Source organism: Leptolyngbya sp. 'hensonii' (assembly GCF_001939115.1).
Classification (GTDB): Bacteria; Cyanobacteriota; Cyanobacteriia.
The window spans coordinates 63,841-84,344 of the sequence record NZ_MQTZ01000020.1; the positions used below are offsets into that span (position 1 = coordinate 63,841).

Genomic DNA, 20,504 nt, shown 5'->3' on the forward strand with positions numbered 1-20,504 from the left:
TCTCACCTTACCCCTTGTGACCGCAAAAACTCACTGAATTGACCAAATTTTCTGTTCCAGGTTCCCAGGCTATTTAATCTATGCTCCTAACACCATCATCTATACACCAGGGGGTAACCTGACACGTCGGCCAGTTTTTTCGCTGGTTTTTCAAGAACCATGATGTCATCGTCCTGATGGATCGGCTGCACGCCATGACGGTGTACGAGGCGAAGGGCATGGGTGTAGCGTGGATGCCTACCTGGGGCCACTTCCACCGGTATTGTTTTCAGTTCAACCTGTACGATATCCTGTGCCGCAAATTGCTGTCGGAAGAGGGTAAAAATAAAGAGGTGGTGTTGCAGAACGAAATCACCATAGGCATCAACGGTGATTGTAGTTTTTACCATGCCAGCGATAGCACCCGTGAGCACCAGCAGTCCCAACAAGGCACAAACAATGTTGAGCATCCACAGCAACTCATCCACGAAGGAGGCCAGCAAGAAGAAGAAGGCTGCCACTGGAAGCAATAAAAAAACAAGATGCCATTGTAGGGGCCAACTATATTGAAAACGGGGTGGCCAGAATTCAGGATAACGCTGGGGGCAGATGCAGCCGGATGTGATTTCAGGGGGATCAACCAGCCATGGCGTAAGGGGTACAAGTTTTTCCTCAACCTTTTGAGCAGCCATGACAGCGGCATCACTGACGGTATAAGGGTCGATGGCATCTGAGACCATCAGTACCATGCCATCTGGAACGAGGGCAACTGAGACGCGGACGCCGTTAATGGTGACCACAGAGGGCAGTATGATATCGGGAGGCACATCCAGTTTTGCAAGCAGTTGTGCTCGTTCTGCCGCATCCGTACAACGCAGTCGAACTTCTAACAAATCGCTGTCATTCAGCGAACCGCCACTCGCACGAATGAAGCGAAAAAAACGCAATGCTATTACCCAACGAGTTATTTGTTCCCGGCTATTAATCCGATAGAGGTATTCGTCAGAGATCATTAGTGTTCATGGTGTCTTGTTAATTGATGAATCAGGGATGTGCGTGTTATCAAATGATTGCATGAGGTTCATAAAATAACCATTGGACAGAAGGGCTGCCCATGTCACCGGAGAGCCAGTTGATCACCAGGGAAAGCTCAACCCAGGTTGAACCCCATGGGCACAGCAGGGACTATTCATTTTGGGAAGGTAAAGAGCTTGGGCAAGGGATCTCGCTCGATGCTCCAGGTCCGTGAGATCGAGCGTTGTCCCTGTCGCAGATTAACCCAGGTGGTTGTGCCCCAGAGGGGAGGGCACCCCGGCAGAGCCGGGGCACGAGGGAGGGAAGCGGAAGAGACAGTTTCCCCTGCTTCCAGTGCAGGTAGTTTTCCTCGTGGCGATGGGGTTGTGGCGGTGGGAACGATCTCAAAACTGGATGAAGCAGAGTTCATTGAAGATAAGCATTGCCGAAGCAAGAGTGTGGATCTTTCAGTAGTCCTGAACTAGACAATTCAACCCTGGGCTGAATTGTCCCTCGCTTCCATGGGGCTATGGTTCGGCCAGGTTGTGATGTCCACAAAAATTTTATATTCGGGCGCTAATCTTACATGAGAGGTATTTCTAATTAGGTAGAGTCCTCTGACTGCTCGATGATCAGACGAGTTAGGGAACCCTGCCTGGCTATGGCTCAGTTCAGGTCTTCCTGTCTCTGCATGGATCCAAACTCATGAAAAGGTTGCGACTTATGATTCGACTTTTTGGATTCCAGTCCAAGAAGCGACCTTTCAGGCTGATTCGCTATTATACTGTTGCGAGCCTGGTTGCTTTTGTGCTGGCAACTGCATTGTTGGCTACGTTCTACTATGAGCGAGTGATGACTGATATCGTTGCTTTGGGTGAGCAACAGAATGTGGCTCTGGCAACATCATTTTCCAACTCATGTGTGCAATTTTCCAAACGGTTAGGGAACATTTAACTTGCATCCTAGACAAAAAATATTTGTGAGATATGAAAAAGAATATTGCCATCATAGCTTTAGGCGTGGTCTCCCTGATCGCCCTTCCCAGTTGCTCCACCAACACCACCGCTCCCTCCGCTCCGACGACCGCGACCGTAGCCCCTAATCCCCAAGCTGCGATCAAAGCTGGAGGTTCTAGCAGTACAGTCGATTTCCTGAGAACCATGACAGCCGCTTACGAAGCCAGAGCTAAAACCGGGCAAATTACCCTGCTCGAACCTGGGCAGTCGGAAAATATCGTCGCGGGAGTCAAACAGGGCCTGATCGATATCGGAGTTCTTTCTAAAAGTTTAAAGCCCGAAGATCTGGGCAGCGGCTTAGAATCCCGCGAGGTCGCCCGTGATGCGTTGTTGGTTGCCACCCATCCCAGTGTGACCGGGGTTAAGAATCTAACGACGGCAAACCTCAAGGCGATTTATAGCGGTAGCGTTACTAACTGGCGCCAACTGGGAGGCCCCGATGCTGAAATTGTAGTGCTTGATCGCCCCGAAGATGAATCGGCCAAACGCTTACTGCGTAAACATTACCTAGGCAAAGAATTGCAGAATGCTCCCAATGCGGTGGTGTTGCGCAAAGAGGGAGAACTGATCCAGACAATCCAAAGTACGCCCTACAGCATCGGGGCATTTTCTTTGGCTCATGCCATTTCCCATAACTTGCCGGTGAACCGCCTCAGTTTGAATAATATTGCCCCCACGCCAGAAAATATGAAAACGGGCCAGTATCCCATGTACCGCACGATCACTATTGTCTGGAATAAAAAGGCGTCCCAAGCGACGCAATCCTTCATCAGCTACATTTCTGGCGAACCTGGAATTGCGGTTCTTGAGCAGGCAGGCTTTGCGGCAATCAGCCCAATCACAGGATCTCAAAACCAATAACACCATCTTGCAATGCCATCTACCTAAAGCTTAAGACCCTCTTGAATCAACCCAAATTGACTGTGCTGGAGCAATTTGTATTGCTCCAGCCATCAAACTTCAATATCTAAAACCGTATGTTCGTTCGTACCAGGTATGCAAAACTTCCGGTTTCGGTTAAGCTGCTGTCTCCGCCCCTGATCCTCTTCCTCACCCTATGGACGGCGGGAACCTTGGGGGTTGGCTTTTTTGCACGGAGCAATTTAGAACAAACGGCGCGCAAAGAGACTATTGATCTGGCCATTTTGGTGCAACAGGATTTACAGCAAAAACAAAATTTACTGAGATTAAAGACCCGTTGGGTGAGTGAGGAATCCAATGTGATCAAGGCGATTGCAGCGAGCGATCGCCCCCGCCTGCTGCGCACCCTATTACCCATCCAAGCCGCCTTAGAACTCGATTTGATCAAAGTCGTTAACCCCACAGGGCAAACGGTATTGTTGTCGCAGCAGCGATCCCTAGAGCAGGCTAAATTACAGGATGGGACGATCTTGGCTACTGCTCAAACCGGGCTGGAACTATCGGGCATTTTGCTGGCAGACAACGCAGCGCCATCAGCTTTGGTGAGTCTCATCTCGATCAAATCTGCGACTCAAATTTTGGCAACCTTAATTCTCGGTGTTGGGATTGATGATCAATTCCTCCAAGACATTCGTGGCAATTCCTCCATGCATCTGGTTGCCTTGCAGAGAGATCGGGTCACCGCTTCGACCCTACCGTTGGATCGCCATCAACCTTTGCCCATCCCCCAGGTAGATGCACTGCCCATCCGCATCACCATTGCCGATCACCCTTACTTGTTCAAAACAATTGAGGTATCAGGCTTTGGGCAGACAACGCTTAAAATTGCTGTGCTCAAATCAATCATACAGACAGAGCAAGCAGAGCAACGGTTGTGGTGGGTGGTGGGTGGGTTTGGGCTGCTCGGAGGTGCCTTGGTTGTTGGGGTGATGCTCTTAGGGTTGCGGGTTACCCAAGCGCTTAGCCGCCGCATTCAACGGTTGACTCAAGTCACCCAACAATTGGCTCAGGGTGACTTAACCATTCGGATTCCGGTCAATCACCAGGATGAAGTGGGGAGTCTGGCACAAGGGTTCAATACCATGGCAGAACAGTTGACAACCCGCGATCAGCACTTGCAGCAAAACTTGCACCGCCTGCAAAACACCCTGGAAGAACTGCACCGTACTCAGAGCCAAATGGTACAAAGCGAAAAGATGTCAGCATTGGGGCAACTGGTGGCCGGTGTGGCCCATGAGATTAACAACCCAGTCAACTTTATTCATGGCAACTTGACGTTTGTGGAGCAATATACACAAGACTTGCTCCATATCCTTGCTTCCTATCAACATCACTATCCCCAGCCCCCCGCAGCACTACAAGCTGATTTAGACGCTGTCGATTTGGACTTTCTAACGAAAGATATTGCCAACATTGTGCAATCGATGCAAGTGGGTTCCGAGCGCATTCGCGAAATTGTGCTCTCGTTACGCAACTTCTCGCGCTTGGATGAATCAGAATTCAAAGCGGTGGATATCCATGAAGGTATTGATAATACCCTGCTGATTTTGCGGCATCGGCTTCAGGCCACCGCAAAGCGTCCGGCGATTCAAGTCAATAAACAGTACGGCGATCTGCCAAAGGTGGAATGCTATGCCGGACAACTCAACCAAGTGTTTATGAATCTGCTTGGCAATGCCATTGATGCTCTCGAAGACTCGAATCAGCATCGCACCTTTCAGGATATTGAGCATAACCCGAATAGCATTTGGATTCATACGGAAATTGGCGATCGCAATCAAGTCAAAATCACCATCGCGGATAATGGTAAAGGGATTGCCGAAGCGGTGAGTTCGCGCCTCTTCGAACCGTTTTTCACCACCAAGCCCGTCGGCAAAGGCACTGGTTTAGGGCTCTCCATTAGCTATCAAATCATCATTGAAAAACATAAGGGCAAACTCTACTGTGATTCAACACCGGGAGCAGGCACAAAGTTCATGATCGAAATCCCAATACAGCAACAGTATCTGGTGTAAGGATAAGGGTAAGAGTAAGGGATTGGGACTAGCTATTAGTTATCAAATTATGGAATGCTGCGCTGGTTTTCTACAGTGGGGCAGGGAACTGAGTTTCAGATTAAACTTCCCATTCACCAGAGGGCTTAGCTCATGGGGTGACTTCCAGGACGTAACAACATCCTGTGTGAATGATCCGTAAACCCGCCTGCTGGAAAATCTGCTGATTGGTCTGTCGGTGGGCTGGCGAGGCAGGTATGAGGGGGATGTCGGCATAGAGGAGTCCCTGGGACGAGGGAAAGCTTAATCCAGGTTGAACCCCATGGGCACAGCAGGGACTATGGGCAAGATTGTGTAGGATAAATGCTATGAGTTGACCCTTTATCGGACTTCCTTCAGATTATGGAACGACGTGAATTTCTCTCCTGGGTAGGTGTAGGTGTTTTGGCAAGCTCTCTGCCGGTGGCGATCGTGGCTTGCAATTCCAGTACGACTGAATCCACCAATTCTGCTTCCCCTGCTTCCAGTGCGGGCAGTTCTCCTCGTGGCGATGGGTTTGTGGTGGTGGGAACGATCGCAAAACTGGATGAAGCGGGGTTTATTGAAGATAAGCAATTTGCTGGGGGGCCAATCCTGGTTGTGCGAGATCCCAAGCAGCCAGAGACTGTGCGGGCAGTTTCGTCCGTCTGTACCCACGCAGGCTGTGCGGTGAGTTGGAAAAAAGACCAGACTGCCTTTGACTGTCCCTGCCATGCTTCAACGTTTAATCCTGATGGCACGGTCAAGCGAGCACCGGCTAAAAAGCCTTTGAAGACTTTCCTGGCGAAAGTGGAAGGGGATACGGTGCTGGTTAAAGCGTGACATCCTCCAATAGGGTGTCGAGTCAATCAATGATTGACGGTCAGCCAAAATCCAGGTTGTTGATTGGGGTTAAATTTTGCGGGTCTTCGACCCGTCAAAATTTTCCTGACGGAACACTAGACTTTCCAACCCTGGGCTGAATCGCTCCTTGCTTCCATGGGACTTCTGGTTTGGCCAGTTGGGATGTCCACAAAAATTTTATATTCGGGCGCTAATCTTACATGAGAGATATTCCTAATTAGGCAGAGTTCCCTGACTGCCTGATGATCAGATGAGTCAGGGAACCCTGCCTGGCTATGGCTCAGTTCAGGTCTGCCTGTCTTTGCATGGATCCAAACTCATGAAAAGGTTGCGACTTATGATTCGACTTTTTGGATTCCAGTCCAAGAAGCGACCTTTCAGGCTGATTCGCTATTACACTGTTGCGAGCCTGGTTGCTTTTGCTCTGGCAATAGTGTTGTTGGCTACTTTCTACTATGAGCGAGTGATGACTGATATCGTTGCTTTGGGTGAGCAACAGAATGTGACCTTGGCAACATCATTTTCCAACTCATTGTGGTCAGAACTGGAACTTTTTTTGCTGGAAAGTGAGGCGCTCACGGTTGATGAGCTACGTCAACACGGGGCGATCGAAAAAATTCGACAGGCGGCTAAAACCCAGATGCAGGGCCTGTCGGTAGTCAAAATTAAAGTCTTTAATAAAAAAGGGCAGACGATCTTTTCCACCCAAACTGATCAGATTGGTCAGGATAAAAGTGCTTCAGAGTCCTTTCAGAGGGCGCTGACTGGGCAGGTCAGCACTGAATTAGAGAATAAGCGCTTAGATCATACAAATACGCTAATCCAATTGGGGAACGCCAATCAGGAACGCAAACTCTTATCAAGCTACATTCCTGTCTATGATCACCGGGCAAACAACCAAATTGCCGGGGTTTTTGAACTGTATAGCGATGTGACGCCTTTAATTGAGCAATTGGGGCAGGCGCAAAGGTATGTGGTGCTGGGGATTATTCTTATCCTGGGGGGGCTTTATGGGGGGCTGTTTTGGATTGTGAAACGCGCCGATCGATTAATTCGGCACCAGCACGAGGCCCTGCAGGATTCTGAGAAAAACTATAAATATCAGACCCTGGAACTGGAAAAAACATTGAAGGAGTTGAGTATTGCTCAGTCCCATCTCATTCACCAAGAGAAAATGTCTAGTCTGGGTCAAATGGTGGCTGGTGTTGCCCACGAAATTAACAATCCGGTGGGGTTCATCTATGGCAACATCAACTATGCACAAAATTATACGGAAACCTTGCTGGATCTGTTGCACCGCTATCAACAGGAACATATCCAACCCAGCCCTGAGCTTCAGGAGCATTTAGACACGATCGATCTGGAGTTCTTTAGAACAGATCTGCCCAAAATTCTGATGTCCATGCGGCATGGGGCTGAACGCATTCATCAGATTGTGTTGTCACTCCGGATCTTCTCCCGTCTGGATGAAGCGGAATTGAAACCGGTTGATTTGCATGAGGGCATTAACAGTACCTTAATGTTGCTCCAGCATCGCCTCAGAGGTGAGAGGATGCAGCAGCGGATTGAGGTGATCAAAGACTATGGCAATTTGCCTTTAGTAGAGTGCTATGCCGGGCAACTCAATCAAGTCTTTATGCATATTTTGGCCAATGCCATTGATGCGTTAGAAGGGGCATGGGTGCGTCAGCCTGTAGCCTCCCTGGCTGCCCATGGGTCAATGGCAACGAATTCAGAAAGGTTGGCCATGCCCAAAATTACGATTTTTACTGAGACATTGGATAGCAACTTTGTCATTGTCACCATCACAGATAATGGCCCTGGTATGACGGAAGAGGTGAAGAGAAAACTATTTGATCCGTTTTTCACCACGAAGGAACCGGGTAAGGGCACAGGTCTGGGACTGGCTATTAGTGATCAAATTGTGACGGGTAAACACAATGGAATGCTGCGCTGTTTTTCTACAGTAGGGCAGGGAACTGAGTTTCAGATTAAACTTCCCATTCACCAGAGGGCTTAGCTCATGGGGTGGCTTCCAGGACGTAACAACATCCTGCATGGATGATCCGTAAACCCGCCTGCTGGAAAATCTGCTGATTGGTCTGTCGGTGGGCTGGCGAGGCAGGTATGAGGGGGATGTCGGCATAGAGGAGTCCCTGGGGCGAAAGAATTTTTCGCAGGCCCATGAAGAGTCGGGTGAGTTCCCTGGGGGAGGGATAGCAGAGACTGAATTCGTAGCGATCGAGAACCCCCAGACAGGTGATCAGGTCAAAGCGATCACTGAGGTTGCTGGCCCAACTACCCAGTTCCCCCAGAGGCATCACCCGGTGCTTATAACTCACCTGATAGTCATATTCTGGCTTGGCGTTAGGTCGGGTTTCTATGCCAGTGATGCGACCTCCCAGGAGCTGGAGGACTTCTGCCCGAATCGGGGGACGATCGTTGAGAAACTGAACCATCAGATCGTCCTGTTTGTTTTCTTCCCAGTAGGGCGACAGGGCTCCACAGCCAATATCCAGAATCGTAGAGCCGTAGAGGGGGCTGGTGTTCATGTAATCGAAACTGCCGCAAAGCGTCCCTAATAAAAAGAGGGTGCTGGGCTTCAGCAGGTAATTCTTTGTTTCTACTTTGTACCCCTGATACCGGCTATTACTCCGCAGCATCTGGGTGGTGACCTGTTTACTGAAGCTATTCAAGTTTTTAATCTGGGGGTATTGCTCCAGCAGGGCCTCTGGATACTCGCTCTGGCCCAGTTTGAAGTCCAGAATGGCTTTGATCAGGGGGGCCAGATCGGTTGCTCGCTGCGAGATCACTTCCGGAGAGGGGAGAACTCGCAGATGGGAAGGAGGAGCAGTCTTTCTGAGCTTAGACTGAGTTCGAGTATACATAACTGATGAGGTGACTGATGACGTGACAATAGGGCTTTACAGAGTCCGAGGCAGGTCTGAAATCAGCCTGCATGTCGCTCATCAACTCTACCCACAACGCCGGAATGAATCAGAACAGATCTGAACTAACCCTGCGTCGATACGTCCAACAGTCAGGAACACCTCTCATCTTAAACCGATTCCTGTCTGATGTGTGAAGAAGCGATGAAGAGTTGTGGAGGATGTTGGGTGCTCCTAGCGCTCCAGCTTCCCCTGGTCTGCAATCCAGTCTTGCAACACCGGGTTGACCAGTTCTGGTGCTTCATCCTGGGGACAGTGACCCACTCCCGCTAAGGGAATGAAGCGTTGCACACAGGGAAAATCAGCCAGCCTGCGACCCAAGGCGATCGGCTCCCAGGGATCCTGGGCACCCCAGAGAATCACAACTGGGCAGGCCAATTCTGCCAGCAGGTCTTCCGGGAGTGGTCCCTGGGAGTAACCGGTGAAGGCCAGAAACACATCGGCAGCTCCATCCTCCAGGGCTGGCGTCATCAGCAGATTGACCAGTTCATCGGTGACCGCATCCGGTCGAGCATAGGCTTGCAACAGAATTTTCCGGACAGTCTCAGAGCGGGCGATCTGATGGAAAAAGGTCTGCCCCACCCACCGAATTTTCAGCAATCGTTGCAGCAGGGGCGTGCCCACCTGTTGCAACCAGGGTTGTTCGGCCCGCCGTCGATCGTGCAGCAAGCGCAGGGAGCAGTTGATCAGCGCGACCCCCAGGGCTACATCAGGGGCATCCACGGCAGCCTGCATGGCCGCAATACAGCCGATCGAGTTACCCACCAGAAAAGCTGGCCCACCAACCACTTCCCGGCAGAAATCAGCAATTTGCTGGCCCCAGGTGGCAAAGGTGTATTCAATCTTCTGACCCGGTTCCAGGGGGCCAGGAGTGGGTTTGGCCGAACCCCCGAAACCAATCAGGTCGATCGCAAAGACTCGACAGGTGGTGGCCAGTACGGGTAGATTTTTCCGCCAGTGCCCAGAGGACGCCCCAAAACCATGAATTAGAACTACTGCCGGACCCGCTTCTCCTTGAGCCTGATAGCAGATGGGGAACCCCTGCCAGGTCCAGACGGAATGGATTTTGGCGGGTGTTGATGGGGGGAGGGTGTCGATCGTCATAGAGGATCCTGCAGATCGGATGAAGAAGGGAACTCTTTACTTATCTTAACAATTCTAGGGCCTCATCACACCAGGCAACGTAATCTGCTTCGTAATGAATGCCCCGGAGCAGAGTCAGATAACTAAATTTGTGGATGGCCGGAAGATCCTGAGGGTTCTGAAAATATTGCTGCTCAATTTCCTGATAAGCAGAGAGCTTTTCCAGGTGTAACTGGCGATGTCGCTGTAACTCTTGAATCATCACCTGGGGTTCAACCAGATGTCCGGCGTACACTTTTACCAGCAGATCCTCTTTAATAGCCGCCACTTCAGCGGGCTCACCAATCCACTGAATTAACTGCTGTCGGCCAACCTCGGTGACGCTATAGAGCTTTTTGTCAGGGCGATTGGCCTGCTGAATAACTTCGGCACTGATCCAACCCTCGGTTTCCAGCTTGGCTAACTCCCGATAGATTTGCTGGTGGGTGGCCTTCCAGAAGTTGCCCACGGTGCCACCAAACTGCTTGGCCAGGTCATAACCGCTGCAGGGATGCTCCGATAGGAAGGCCAGAATTGCGTGAGCCAGTGCCATAGGGGGAATCTAATCTGATTATTAAACTAGTTGAATAGTATTTTATTTGCATACTAATCTAGTTGCGTATAAACTCTACTGTAACAGCAATGATTCCTCAGGAGGCGCTTTATGGTCAGTCTTGGACAGTCTCCCCAGACTTACACCTGGGGTAAAGCCGTGACGCACACCCCTGATGAATTTGCTGCAACGGCTCTCCCGGTGTTGTCCGGTGCCATTCCTGCAGGGTTACGGGGGACTCTCTACCGCAATGGTCCCGCCCGCCTGGAGTTGGGTGGTCAACGGGTGGGCCACTGGTTTGATGGGGATGGGGCTATGCTGGCGATTCATTTTGCGGCAGGTGGCGTAACCGGAACCTATCGATTTGTCCAAACCCAGGGCTATCAGGCCGAAGCCAAAGCGGGAAAGTTTCTCTTTGGGGGCTATGGGATGACGCCTCCCGGTCCTCTCTGGCAACGGTTTAGCCGGGGGCTGGCCAAAAATGTCGCCAATACGTCTGTGCTGGCATTGCCGGATAAACTGCTGGCTCTCTGGGAAGGGGGCTGGCCCTATGCCCTGAATCTGCAAACCCTGGACACGATCGGTCCTGACAATCTGGGAGGGCTGTCTGGGGCTCAGGGGTACTCGGCCCATCCCAAGCGAGATCCCCAGACCGGGGAGATCTTCAACTTTGCCGTTGGTTTCGGAAAAACTGGAACCCTGCACCTGTATCGCAGCGATCGTTCGGGCAGGATTCAGCAGCAGGGGACCATCACCCTGGATGGCCTACCGCTGATTCACGACTTTGTGCTGGCTGGTCCCTATCTGGTGTTTCTGATCTCGCCTGTGCACCTGAATGCTCTGCCTGTGCTGGCCCGGCTCACCAGCTATGGGGAGGCGCTGACCTGGCAGCCTGAACGGGGAACCCAGATTCTGGTGGTCGATCGCAACACATTAACAGGGGTCAGTTGGGGGGAAACGGAACCCTGGTATCAGTGGCACTTTGGCAATGGGGCTGTGGACGAGTCGGGGCAGGTGGTGCTGGATCTGGTCCGTTATCCCGATTTTCAAACCAATCAATTTCTGAAGGAAGTGGCCACTGGGCAGACTCAGACCCTGGCCCCTGGGACCCTCTGGCGCATTGTGCTGGATCCCCAAACGGCAACCGTGCGGGAGGCGGTTCAGGTGGTCGATCGGGCCTGTGAGTTTCCCTCGGTCAACCCTGGTCAGGTCGGTCAACCCTGGCGCTATACCTATCTGTCCCTCCATCGTCGGGGGGCAGCGGTCAACCGAGACTTGTTTGGGGCGATCGCCCGCTTTGATCATCAGACGCATCGTCTGACTGAACTGGATTGTGGGGTCGGCTGCTATCCCATGGAGCCTCTCTTCGCTCCAGATCCAGCTCGCCCAGAGCAGGGCTGGGTCCTGACAGTGGTATATGATGGCAACCGCAATAGCAGTGAGGTCTGGGTGCTGGACCCCGATCGCTGGGATGCAGGTCCCCTCTGTCGGTTGGCCTTGCCTCAGGTGATTCCCCTGGGCTTCCATGGCACCTGGATGGGCGCAGGCTAACCCTAATTCCAGGAAACGATTTATGATGAATATGTTGCGAAATGTAAATATTTATCATCGTGAATCCATCTCATCGGATCGTGGTTGTTGGAGCTGGGATTGGTGGCCTCACAGCGGCGGCCCTATTAGCCCGTCGGGGATATTCGGTGTTAGTTCTGGATCAGGCTTTGGTGCCAGGAGGCTGTGCCTCAACTTTTAAGCGTCAGGGTTTCACCTTTGATGTCGGGGCTACTCAGGTTGCTGGCCTGGAACCTGGTGGGATTCACCACCGGATCTTTGCTGATCTGGATCTGGAGTTGCCACCTGCGACGCCTTGTGATCCGGCCTGTGCTGTTTTCCTGCCTGGGGAAACGACACCGATTTCGGTCTGGCGCGATCCGGAACGCTGGCGGCAGGAACGACAACGGCAATTTCCCGGCAGCGAACCCTTTTGGCGGTTTCTAGCAGATCTGTTTCAGGCTGGTTGGGAGTTCCAGGGGCGTGATCCGGTTTTGCCGCCCCGCAGTCTGTGGGATTTCTGGCAACTGTTCCAGGCGGTGCGTCCCGATACGCTGCTGACCCTGCCCCATACTTTCTCCACCGTGGAGGATGCCTTGCGAGGGTATGGACTGGCCTCCGATCGACGGCTGAAAACGTTCCTGGATTTGCAACTGAAGCTCTATTCCCAGGTGGATGCGGCGGCCACGGCCCTGCTCTATGCAGCGACAGCCCTGAGTGTTTCCCAGTCTCCACGGGGGCTGTTCCATTTACAGGGCAGTCTGCAAACCCTGAGCGATCGACTGGTGGCGGCCCTGGAGCGGGACGGGGGACGGTTGCTGATGCGCCATACGGTGGAGCAGATTCAGGTGGAGCAGGGCAGGGCAACGGGTATTGTGATTCGTAACCAGAAAACGGGGCAGATCTGGACAGAACCTGCTGATCAGGTGATCGCGAATGTTACGGTGCAAAATCTGGTGCAACTGCTGGGGGATCAGGTTCCGGTGGGCTATGCCCACCGGGTCGAGAAATTGCCTCCGGCGTCCAGTGCGTTTGTGGTTTATCTCGGGGTAGACCAGACGGCGATTCCTGCCAATTGCCCCCCCCATTTACAGTTCCTTTATGACTATGAGGGACCGATCGGGGAGAATAATTCCCTCTTCGTTTCGGTCAGCCATCCCGGTGATGGCCGAGCTCCAGCGGGTCGGGCCACGATTACGGCGTCTTCTTTCACCGATCCGGCGGCCTGGGAACGATGTGCCGATTATGAGGTGCTGAAGCAGCAGTATACGGAGACCGCGATCGCCCGATTGGGCCAGTACTTTCATCTCACAGAGGAGACGATCTGCCATCAGGAAGCGGCCACACCCAGAAGCTTCCAGCGCTTTACGGGCCGAGATCGAGGGATCGTTGGTGGGATTGGCATGCGGGTCTCCACCTTCGGTCCGTTCGGTTTTGCGAACCGCACGCCCATTCCTGGCCTCTGGCTGGTGGGAGACTCCACCCATCCTGGTGAAGGCACTGCTGGGGTCAGTTACTCGGCTCTGACAGTGGTGCGTCAGATTGAAGCTGGGATCCACCCTCAAACCTCACTCTGCTTGTACGGCTCTCCTCACTGCTGAAATCGGAAGGCAGCGCTAAATTGAAAAGTAACTAAATAAAAATTTACAGGCTGCGGCTGATGTGGCCTGTGTATGGAAGTTTCGATTGCTTATAGTCCTCTCGCCCGGAGCTGCAAAGGCTCGGTTCAAGGAGCCCATCTATGTTTGAATTGTTTACGGATAAAGCCATTAAGGCAGTTATGATTGCCCAGGAAGAGGCACGCCGTCTTAAACATAATTTTGTCGGCACAGAGCAAATTCTGCTGGGAGTGATTGGGGAGCAAACGAGTGTTGCGGCTCAGGTTCTGACTCAGCTTGGGGTTACATTTCAAGAGGCCCGTCTGGAGGTAGAGCGGATTATTGGGCAAGGAGCAGGGTTTGTTCCACCAGAAATTCCCTTCACGCCCAAGGTCAAGCGGGTCTTTGAACAGGCCTTGCAGGAGGCACGGCAACTGGGGGATCGGTATGTGACTCCAGAGCATCTCCTGCTGGGAATTACGGTGGAGAGTGATGGAGTCGCCCTGCGAGTTCTGGAAAACCTGAAGGTAGATATTTCCACCCTGCGGGCTGAGATCGCGAAAGCCCTGGAGGAACTGGCTGCTGTTCCCATGGGCAGTGCCCCGGAACGATCGCCCCGTCAAGCTTCTAGTCGGGAGATGACCACCCTAGAAGAATTTGGAACGAACCTGACCCAACTGGCGGTGCAGGGCAAATTGGATCCGGTCATCGGTCGGGAGAAGGAAATTGAACGGGTGATTCAGATTCTGGGACGGCGGACGAAGAACAACCCGGTGCTGATTGGAGAGCCGGGGGTAGGCAAGACGGCTATCGCGGAAGGGCTGGCCCAACGAATTGTGAATCAGGATGTGCCAGAAGCCCTGGAAGATAAGCAGGTGATTGGCCTGGATATGGGGCGTCTGCTAGCTGGAACTCGCTATCGGGGAGATTTTGAGGATCGCCTGTCCAAAATCATAGAAGAGGTCCGATCCAACAACAATATCATTCTGGTGATTGATGAAATTCATACGCTAGTCGGGGCGGGGGCGATTGGCGGTGGTATGGATGCTGCCAACATGCTCAAACCCGCTCTGGCTAGAGGGGAACTGCAATGTCTCGGGGCGACAACCCTGGATGAGTATCGTCAGCATATCGAGCAGGATGCAGCTCTGGAGCGTCGATTCCAGTCTGTGATGGTGGGTGAACCCACTGTAGCGGAGACCATTGAAATTCTGTTTGGGTTGCGGGAACGCTATGAGCAGCATCATCGGATCGAGATTTCGGATGCGGCTCTGGTTGCGGCAGCCCAACTTGCTGATCGCTACATTGCTGATCGCTTCTTGCCTGATAAGGCGATAGACCTGATTGATGAAGCCGGATCCCGAGTCCGGTTGGCCCATACCCAGTCCTCGTTGTCCAAAGAGCTGAAACAACAATTGCGCCAAGTCATCAGGGAAAAATCAGAAGCGGTTCAGACCCAGGATTTTGTCAAGGCGGCTCAATTGCGTGATCGGGAACTGGAACTGGAAGCCCAGCTTCAGTCTGACAGTACGGTAGGCAGTACGTCCCTGCGGTTGCCCGTGGTCACTGAAGAGGATATCGCCCAGATTGTTGGTGCTTGGACGGGGATTCCCGTGACCAAGCTGACGGAGTCGGAAACAGTCCGCTTGTTACATCTGGAAGATACGCTGCACCAGCGGGTGATCGGTCAGCATGAGGCGGTGAAAGCTGTGGCCCGATCGCTGCGACGGGCTAGTGTGGGGCTGAAGCATCCCAATCGACCGATCGCCAGCTTTATCTTCTCAGGGCCGACGGGAGTGGGTAAAACTGAATTGGCTAAGGCACTGGCCCACTACTTCTTTGGGTCTCAAGAGTCCATGATTCGCCTGGATATGTCTGAGTTTATGGAGTCTCATACGGTGTCCAAGCTGATTGGCTCTCCTCCAGGCTATGTGGGCTATGGTGAAGGTGGCCAGTTGACGGAAGCGGTTCGTCGTAAACCCTATACCGTTCTTCTATTTGATGAGGTTGAGAAGGCCCATCCGGAAGTGTTTAATTTGTTGCTGCAACTCCTGGAAGATGGCCGTCTGACGGATGCCCAGGGCCGGATCGTCAGCTTCAAAAACACTCTGGTCATCATGACTTCCAATATTGGCTCCAGAGTCATTGAGAAAGGAGGCGGTGGTCTGGGCTTTGAGGTCGGGGGTGACATCGCAGAGGCGCAGTACAATCGCATCCGTACCCTGGTTAACGAAGATCTAAAGCAACACTTCCGCCCGGAATTTCTGAATCGCCTGGATGACATCATTGTTTTCCAGTCCCTGGTTCGGGAAGAAGTGAAGCAGATTGCAGACCTGATGATCCGGGAAGTGGGCGATCGGTTGAGGGAGCAGTCTATTGCCCTGCAGGTAACGGAGCTGTTCAAAGATCTGTTGTTGCGGGAAGGGTTCAGTCCAGCTTATGGCGCTCGATCGTTGCGACGGGCAATCACCCGATTACTGGAGGATGCTTTGGCAGAGGCCCTATTGACAGGTCGAATCGGAGCAGGAGACACCGCCATTGTGGATGTGGATGTGGATGGGGATGGTCTGGTTGTTGTTCGCCGGGATGCAACCCTGGAGGCAAGGCTGCCTGCTACCGTGTGAGGCTCCTCTGACGCCCCCCTGTTCCATGAGGAAGCATGGGGTCGAGCCGCTACTTTAGAGCAGTGTCCCCCTGCTTCCTGCCCTAACGAAATAGGTGACGGTTATACCTTGAAAGTGGAGAAAGATCAGCATCTTGCTGATCTTTTTTATGGCCCTGGGGCGTGATTGGGATTGGACTGCTGCGTCAAACTTTGGCAACTTCGAGAAAATCAGGGATCGGGCTCGAGTGCATCCCACTTTTGTAGCCCTCTCCCTAAATCCCTCTCCCAGAACGGGAGAGGGACTTTGAATCTGGCTCCCCTTCTCCCTCTTTGGGAGAAGGGGCTGGGGGATGAGGGCAACCTTGCAAAACTGGGATGCTCTCATCGGGCTCTCTGTAAATTCCAGGTGTTGAATTGCGGTTTTCTCGACTCAGAGGTCTCAGTATCCGAAGAATTGCGATTGTTCTCTCGTCAGCAGGCTGGCTAAACTGAAGCTCTCACTGGGGTCTTTTGCTTGATAGGGGTGAGCAAGTCTTTGAACCTGTTGAGTCCATTCTCTGTTGCTGTCGGGTGCATGAGCAGGTTGTCCCAGTCATCAAAGGTTCATTTCCGTTGTCATTGAATTTGACGTCATGAAAGCTGAATTTAAGGCTAAGTTTTTGCACCATCTTGCTCAGAAACATGCTCAGAAACATGCTCAGGAAGATGGAGAAAGTAAGGGGTTTACTCTGGTTGAGTTATTAGTGGTCATCATCATCATTGGGATTCTATCTGCGATCGCACTGCCTTCTTTCCTCAACCAGGCCAACAAGGCCAAGCAGTCGGAAGCAAAACAAAATGTCGGTTCGATGAACCGGGCTCAGACGGCTTACATGGCTGAAAATAGTGTTTTTGGCTCAACAGTTCAGGTGCTGGGTTTGGGAATTCAAACTCAGACCGTCAACTACTACTACACCATTGCGCCAGTGGCCTATGTCGGCGAAGCTTACACGCAGACCGTGAACAGTGCGGCTGCTTCTTTGAAAGGTCCCTTACGGTCCTATATGGGCGGTGTGGCTTTGGGTACAGTGCAGGAAACCAGTGAAACCACGACCCTCTCTGTTCTGTGTGAGACCAAGCAAGTGGGTAAGCCTGATTCCACCAATTTCCCGGCGGTGACCTCCAATTTTATTACGGCTGGCCAGTGTCAGGCAGATCCCAATAGTGGGGCCTACCGGTTGCTGAATGGGAAATAGGTCAGCCGTTGATCTGGATGTGTGTGTCTATTTCTAATGGGTCAGGGTGACATCTGACCCATTTTTTTATTCTGAAGAGGTTCAGTAGAAACAGTCAAAATACTGCAATGTAAGAATAATTGGTTTAAATTAAGCTTTTACAATGGGTTTACGGTGGTTTGAATTCGCATCGAATGTTGGCCACTTTTTCAAACGGCTGACCTGTTTTGATCATCATGACACGATCGGAAAACTGGATGAGAACAGTTGTTGCCCATGCTTGAGCCTCCGAATTGGGATTTCTCCAAGCAGCATTTTCCAGAAAATCTTGTATCAGATGGGTGGGTACAGGCGATTGAAGGACTGACCAGAAATTTGTGCTCAGAACCGACGACGCCACCGGAATATGAACAGGAGGAAACTTCACGACGGCAGATTGTTCTGGAGACAACCGAATCAGAGGATTTTGAGGCTTTCCTGCAACTGGTCCTGGACAATCTGCCGCTGTTTATTTTCTGGAAAGATCGGAATTCTGTCTATTTGGGCTGCAACCAAAGGTTTGCTCACGTCGCAGGGTTTGCCCATCCACGCCATATCTTTGGTAAAACGGACGATGAGATGCCCTGGCGACCAGAGGAGCGAGAGGCTTTCCTGGCCCTCGATCGGCTGGTGATGGAAACCAACACCCCGCGCTACAACGTGATTGAATCTCAACGGACAGCCGATGGGCGGCAAACCTGGTCTGAAACTAGCAAGATTCCCTTACGGGACGCAACTGGTCAGGTGATCGGTATTCTGGGCATTTTTCAAGACATTACGGAACGTAAGCAGGCGGAGGAATCTCTGCAAGTGGCAGAGGCAAAGTACCGGAGCATTTTTGAGAATGCAGTGGAAGGGATCTTTCAGACGACTGCCGATGGTCAATACCTGATTGCTAATCCTATGCTAGCCCGGATTTATGGCTACGAGTCGGTGACAGAATTGGTGGATCGATTAACGGATATCCAGCATCAACTGTACGTAGACCCGACCAGACGGGAGACTTTTATGCAACTGATGCGGGACCAGGGTGCGGTTTGGGGCTTTGAATCCCAGGTTTATCGTAAGGATGGCAGCATTATCTGGATCTCGGAAAGTGCCCGTGCTTTAAAGGATGAAACTGGGCAATTATTAGGCTACGAGGGAACAGTAGAAGATATCACCGATCGCAAGCAGGTAGAAGCGGAGCTTCTAAAGCGGGATAACCTGTTGCAGGCGGTGGCTGAGGCCACCAATTATCTTCTGACTGCCGTTGATTTTGGGGTGGCGATTAACAAGACGCTAGAAACTTTAGGGCAGGCAGCAGATGTCGATCGGGTCTATATCTACGAAAACCATCTTCATCCCGAAACGACGGAACTGGCTATGAGTATGCGGTTCGAGTGGACGAGGCCGGGAATTGAACCCAGCATCACCCAGTCCCACTGGCAGAACCGTCCCTACAGTACCTTTCAGCAGATGCGCTGGTATGAAACGCTGGCGGCGGGTCAGTCTGTCCATGGGTTGACCCAGGATTTCCCCCCCGTTGAGCGGGAGATCTTGGATCGCGATCAGATTCGTTCGATTCTCCTGGTCCCAATTCTGGTGGATGACCAGTTTTGGGGATATATCGGGTTTGATGATTGTCGATCGGAACGACGATGGTTTAAGAGCGAGGAATCCATTCTGGTGGCCATGGCGATCAGTATTGGGGGCGTGTTGAAGCGGGAGCAGGCTGAGACCACAATTCGCTACCAGGCTTTCCATGATTTGCTCACAGGGCTACCCAATCGGGCTCAATTTAATACACACCTGCCCGCTTCTCTCCTGGGGGCTCAACAAACGGGGCAGATGCTGGCCGTGATGTTTCTGGATCTGGATCATTTCAAAACCATCAACGATACCTTGGGCCATGCGATCGGAGACAAGTTGCTGCAAGTCGTGGCCAGTCGTCTGGCGGCCTGCCTGCGGGAAGGGGATGTGATTTCCCGTTGGGGGGGGGATGAGTTTACCCTGCTCCTGCCTCGAATTGTTCATCCAGAGGATGCCACGAAAATTGCCCAGCGGATTTTGGAGGCGCTGAAGCCTCCCTTTCAGATTGAAGCTCAGGAACTCTATATCAGTAGCAGTATTGGCATTGCCCTCTATCCAACCGATGGTGAGGATGTTCAAACTCTATTGCGCAATGCGGATGCTGCTTTGTACTGCGCCAAGGAACAGGGTCGCAACAATTACCAATTTTATACGCCCGTTTTGACGACGAGGGCGTCTGAGTTGCTCAACCTGGAGAGTCGATTGCATCAAGCTCTGGAATTGGGTGAGTTTATCCTCCATTACCAACCTCAGATCAACCTGAAAACGGGCAAAGTCAGTCGGATGGAGGCATTGGTACGCTGGCAACATCCGGAATTAGGTCTGATTCCGCCAAAACGCTTTATTCCCCTGGCAGAAGATAGCGGTTTGATTGTGGCGATCGATGAATGGGTGTTGGAAACAGCCTGTCAGCAGATCCGGATCTGGCAACAGAGTGGACTGTCTGAATTGCGGATGGCGGTTAACCTGTCTGCCCGCCATTTTCAACGCCCTGGTCTGGTGTCTTGCATTCAGCGCATCTTACAGGAGACTCAACTGAAACCAGCGCACTTGGAACTAGAGATGACGGAAACTACGGTCATGCAGAATGTAGAGGTTACGATCGAAACCTTGCATCAACTGCATAGCCTGGGGATTCACATCTCCCTGGATGACTTTGGAGCCGGTTATTCTTCCCTCGGATATTTGAAAAAGTTTCCCCTGCATACCCTGAAAATCGATCGGTCTTTTATCTGCGATCTCAAGGCTAATTCTCAGGATTTTGCCATTATCAGTGCCATTATTACCCTGGCCCAGGGGCTGGGTCTGGATGTGGTCGCTGAAGGTGTAGAGACACCAGACCAATTGGAATTGCTGCGGGTTCTGAATTGTAAGGAAGTTCAGGGGTACCTGATCAGTCCCCCATTGTCTTTGACAGAGGCTACCCTGTTCCTCCACCACTATGATCAATCCTGGATTTATCAGGACCATACCTGTTAGAGACGGAGTATGCTCCACCT

At 52.0% G+C, this 20,504-nt stretch carries 14 protein-coding genes; 10 read left to right on the forward strand and 4 right to left on the reverse strand.

What is annotated here, in order from left to right:
- Window positions 1-95: 95 nt before the first annotated feature.
- Window positions 96-992, reverse strand: coding sequence for a hypothetical protein (locus BST81_RS08190; RefSeq protein WP_075598059.1), 897 nt, complete (start codon window positions 990-992; stop codon window positions 96-98).
- Window positions 993-1,211: 219 nt separating this feature from the next.
- Here BST81_RS08190 and BST81_RS28425 point away from each other — a divergent pair, with 219 nt between their 5' ends.
- The 5 genes from BST81_RS28425 (at window position 1,212) to BST81_RS08220 (ending at window position 7,826) form a co-directional block, all read left to right on the forward strand.
- Window positions 1,212-1,478 carry a hypothetical protein gene (locus tag BST81_RS28425; RefSeq protein WP_216351260.1) on the forward strand — a complete coding sequence of 89 codons (267 nt, stop codon included), beginning with the start codon at window positions 1,212-1,214 and terminating at the stop codon, window positions 1,476-1,478.
- Between the two features lie 501 nt (window positions 1,479-1,979).
- On the forward strand, window positions 1,980-2,870 hold the full coding sequence (locus tag BST81_RS08205; protein WP_075598062.1) for a substrate-binding domain-containing protein: 891 nt from the start codon (window positions 1,980-1,982) through the stop codon (window positions 2,868-2,870).
- A gap of 116 nt (window positions 2,871-2,986) precedes the next feature.
- The gene (locus tag BST81_RS08210) at window positions 2,987-4,945 is read left to right on the forward strand and encodes an ATP-binding protein (protein WP_075598063.1); all 1,959 of its coding nucleotides are present in this window, start codon (window positions 2,987-2,989) and stop codon (window positions 4,943-4,945) included.
- A 381-nt stretch (window positions 4,946-5,326) separates the two neighbouring features.
- Window positions 5,327-5,785: a ubiquinol-cytochrome c reductase iron-sulfur subunit gene (locus tag BST81_RS08215; RefSeq protein ID WP_075598064.1), complete on the forward strand. Its 459-nt coding sequence runs from the start codon at window positions 5,327-5,329 to the stop codon at window positions 5,783-5,785.
- Window positions 5,786-6,143: 358 nt separating this feature from the next.
- Entirely contained in the window at window positions 6,144-7,826 is a 1,683-nt protein-coding gene (locus tag BST81_RS08220; RefSeq protein ID WP_216351261.1) for an ATP-binding protein, read from the forward strand.
- A gap of 1 nt (window position 7,827) precedes the next feature.
- On the opposite strand, the gene BST81_RS08225 is transcribed toward BST81_RS08220, so the two are convergent.
- The 3 genes from BST81_RS08225 to BST81_RS08235 form a co-directional block, all read right to left on the reverse strand.
- The gene (locus BST81_RS08225; protein WP_075598066.1) at window positions 7,828-8,694 is read right to left on the reverse strand and encodes a hypothetical protein; all 867 of its coding nucleotides are present in this window, start codon (window positions 8,692-8,694) and stop codon (window positions 7,828-7,830) included.
- 234 nt (window positions 8,695-8,928) lie between these two features.
- The gene (locus tag BST81_RS08230; RefSeq protein ID WP_075598067.1) at window positions 8,929-9,858 is read right to left on the reverse strand and encodes an alpha/beta fold hydrolase; all 930 of its coding nucleotides are present in this window, start codon (window positions 9,856-9,858) and stop codon (window positions 8,929-8,931) included.
- Between the two features lie 40 nt (window positions 9,859-9,898).
- On the reverse strand, window positions 9,899-10,429 hold the full coding sequence (locus BST81_RS08235; protein WP_075598068.1) for a PadR family transcriptional regulator: 531 nt from the start codon (window positions 10,427-10,429) through the stop codon (window positions 9,899-9,901).
- Between the two features lie 111 nt (window positions 10,430-10,540).
- Between BST81_RS08235 and BST81_RS08240 the strand changes: the two genes are divergently transcribed.
- From BST81_RS08240 to BST81_RS08265, 5 genes are all read left to right on the forward strand, one after another.
- A complete protein-coding gene (locus BST81_RS08240; protein WP_075598069.1) occupies window positions 10,541-11,980 on the forward strand; it encodes a carotenoid oxygenase family protein in 1,440 nt (479 codons plus the stop codon).
- 59 nt (window positions 11,981-12,039) lie between these two features.
- Window positions 12,040-13,578 carry a C-3',4' desaturase CrtD gene (gene crtD / locus BST81_RS08245; RefSeq protein ID WP_363079637.1) on the forward strand — a complete coding sequence of 513 codons (1,539 nt, stop codon included), beginning with the start codon at window positions 12,040-12,042 and terminating at the stop codon, window positions 13,576-13,578.
- 140 nt (window positions 13,579-13,718) lie between these two features.
- On the forward strand, window positions 13,719-16,199 hold the full coding sequence (locus BST81_RS08250) for an ATP-dependent Clp protease ATP-binding subunit (RefSeq protein ID WP_075598071.1): 2,481 nt from the start codon (window positions 13,719-13,721) through the stop codon (window positions 16,197-16,199).
- Window positions 16,200-16,812: 613 nt separating this feature from the next.
- The gene (locus tag BST81_RS08260) at window positions 16,813-17,415 is read left to right on the forward strand and encodes a type IV pilin-like G/H family protein (protein ID WP_075598073.1); all 603 of its coding nucleotides are present in this window, start codon (window positions 16,813-16,815) and stop codon (window positions 17,413-17,415) included.
- Window positions 17,416-17,670: 255 nt separating this feature from the next.
- A complete protein-coding gene (locus tag BST81_RS08265; protein WP_075598074.1) occupies window positions 17,671-20,484 on the forward strand; it encodes an EAL domain-containing protein in 2,814 nt (937 codons plus the stop codon).
- Window positions 20,485-20,504 lie beyond the last annotated feature (20 nt).

Coding starts and splice junctions, on each gene's coding strand:
- BST81_RS28425 (WP_216351260.1), top strand. CDS start 1,212: ATGCTCCAGGTCCGTGAGATCGAGCGTTGTCCCTGTCGCAGATTAACC.
- BST81_RS08260 (WP_075598073.1), top strand. CDS start 16,813: ATGAAAGCTGAATTTAAGGCTAAGTTTTTGCACCATCTTGCTCAGAAA.
- BST81_RS08230 (WP_075598067.1), bottom strand. CDS start 9,858: ATGACGATCGACACCCTCCCCCCATCAACACCCGCCAAAATCCATTCC.
- BST81_RS08235 (WP_075598068.1), bottom strand. CDS start 10,429: ATGGCACTGGCTCACGCAATTCTGGCCTTCCTATCGGAGCATCCCTGC.
- BST81_RS08220 (WP_216351261.1), top strand. CDS start 6,144: ATGATTCGACTTTTTGGATTCCAGTCCAAGAAGCGACCTTTCAGGCTG.
- BST81_RS08215 (WP_075598064.1), top strand. CDS start 5,327: ATGGAACGACGTGAATTTCTCTCCTGGGTAGGTGTAGGTGTTTTGGCA.
- BST81_RS08265 (WP_075598074.1), top strand. CDS start 17,671: ATGCTTGAGCCTCCGAATTGGGATTTCTCCAAGCAGCATTTTCCAGAA.
- BST81_RS08250 (WP_075598071.1), top strand. CDS start 13,719: ATGTTTGAATTGTTTACGGATAAAGCCATTAAGGCAGTTATGATTGCC.
- BST81_RS08205 (WP_075598062.1), top strand. CDS start 1,980: ATGAAAAAGAATATTGCCATCATAGCTTTAGGCGTGGTCTCCCTGATC.
- BST81_RS08240 (WP_075598069.1), top strand. CDS start 10,541: ATGGTCAGTCTTGGACAGTCTCCCCAGACTTACACCTGGGGTAAAGCC.
- BST81_RS08210 (WP_075598063.1), top strand. CDS start 2,987: ATGTTCGTTCGTACCAGGTATGCAAAACTTCCGGTTTCGGTTAAGCTG.
- BST81_RS08225 (WP_075598066.1), bottom strand. CDS start 8,694: ATGTATACTCGAACTCAGTCTAAGCTCAGAAAGACTGCTCCTCCTTCC.
- BST81_RS08190 (WP_075598059.1), bottom strand. CDS start 992: ATGATCTCTGACGAATACCTCTATCGGATTAATAGCCGGGAACAAATA.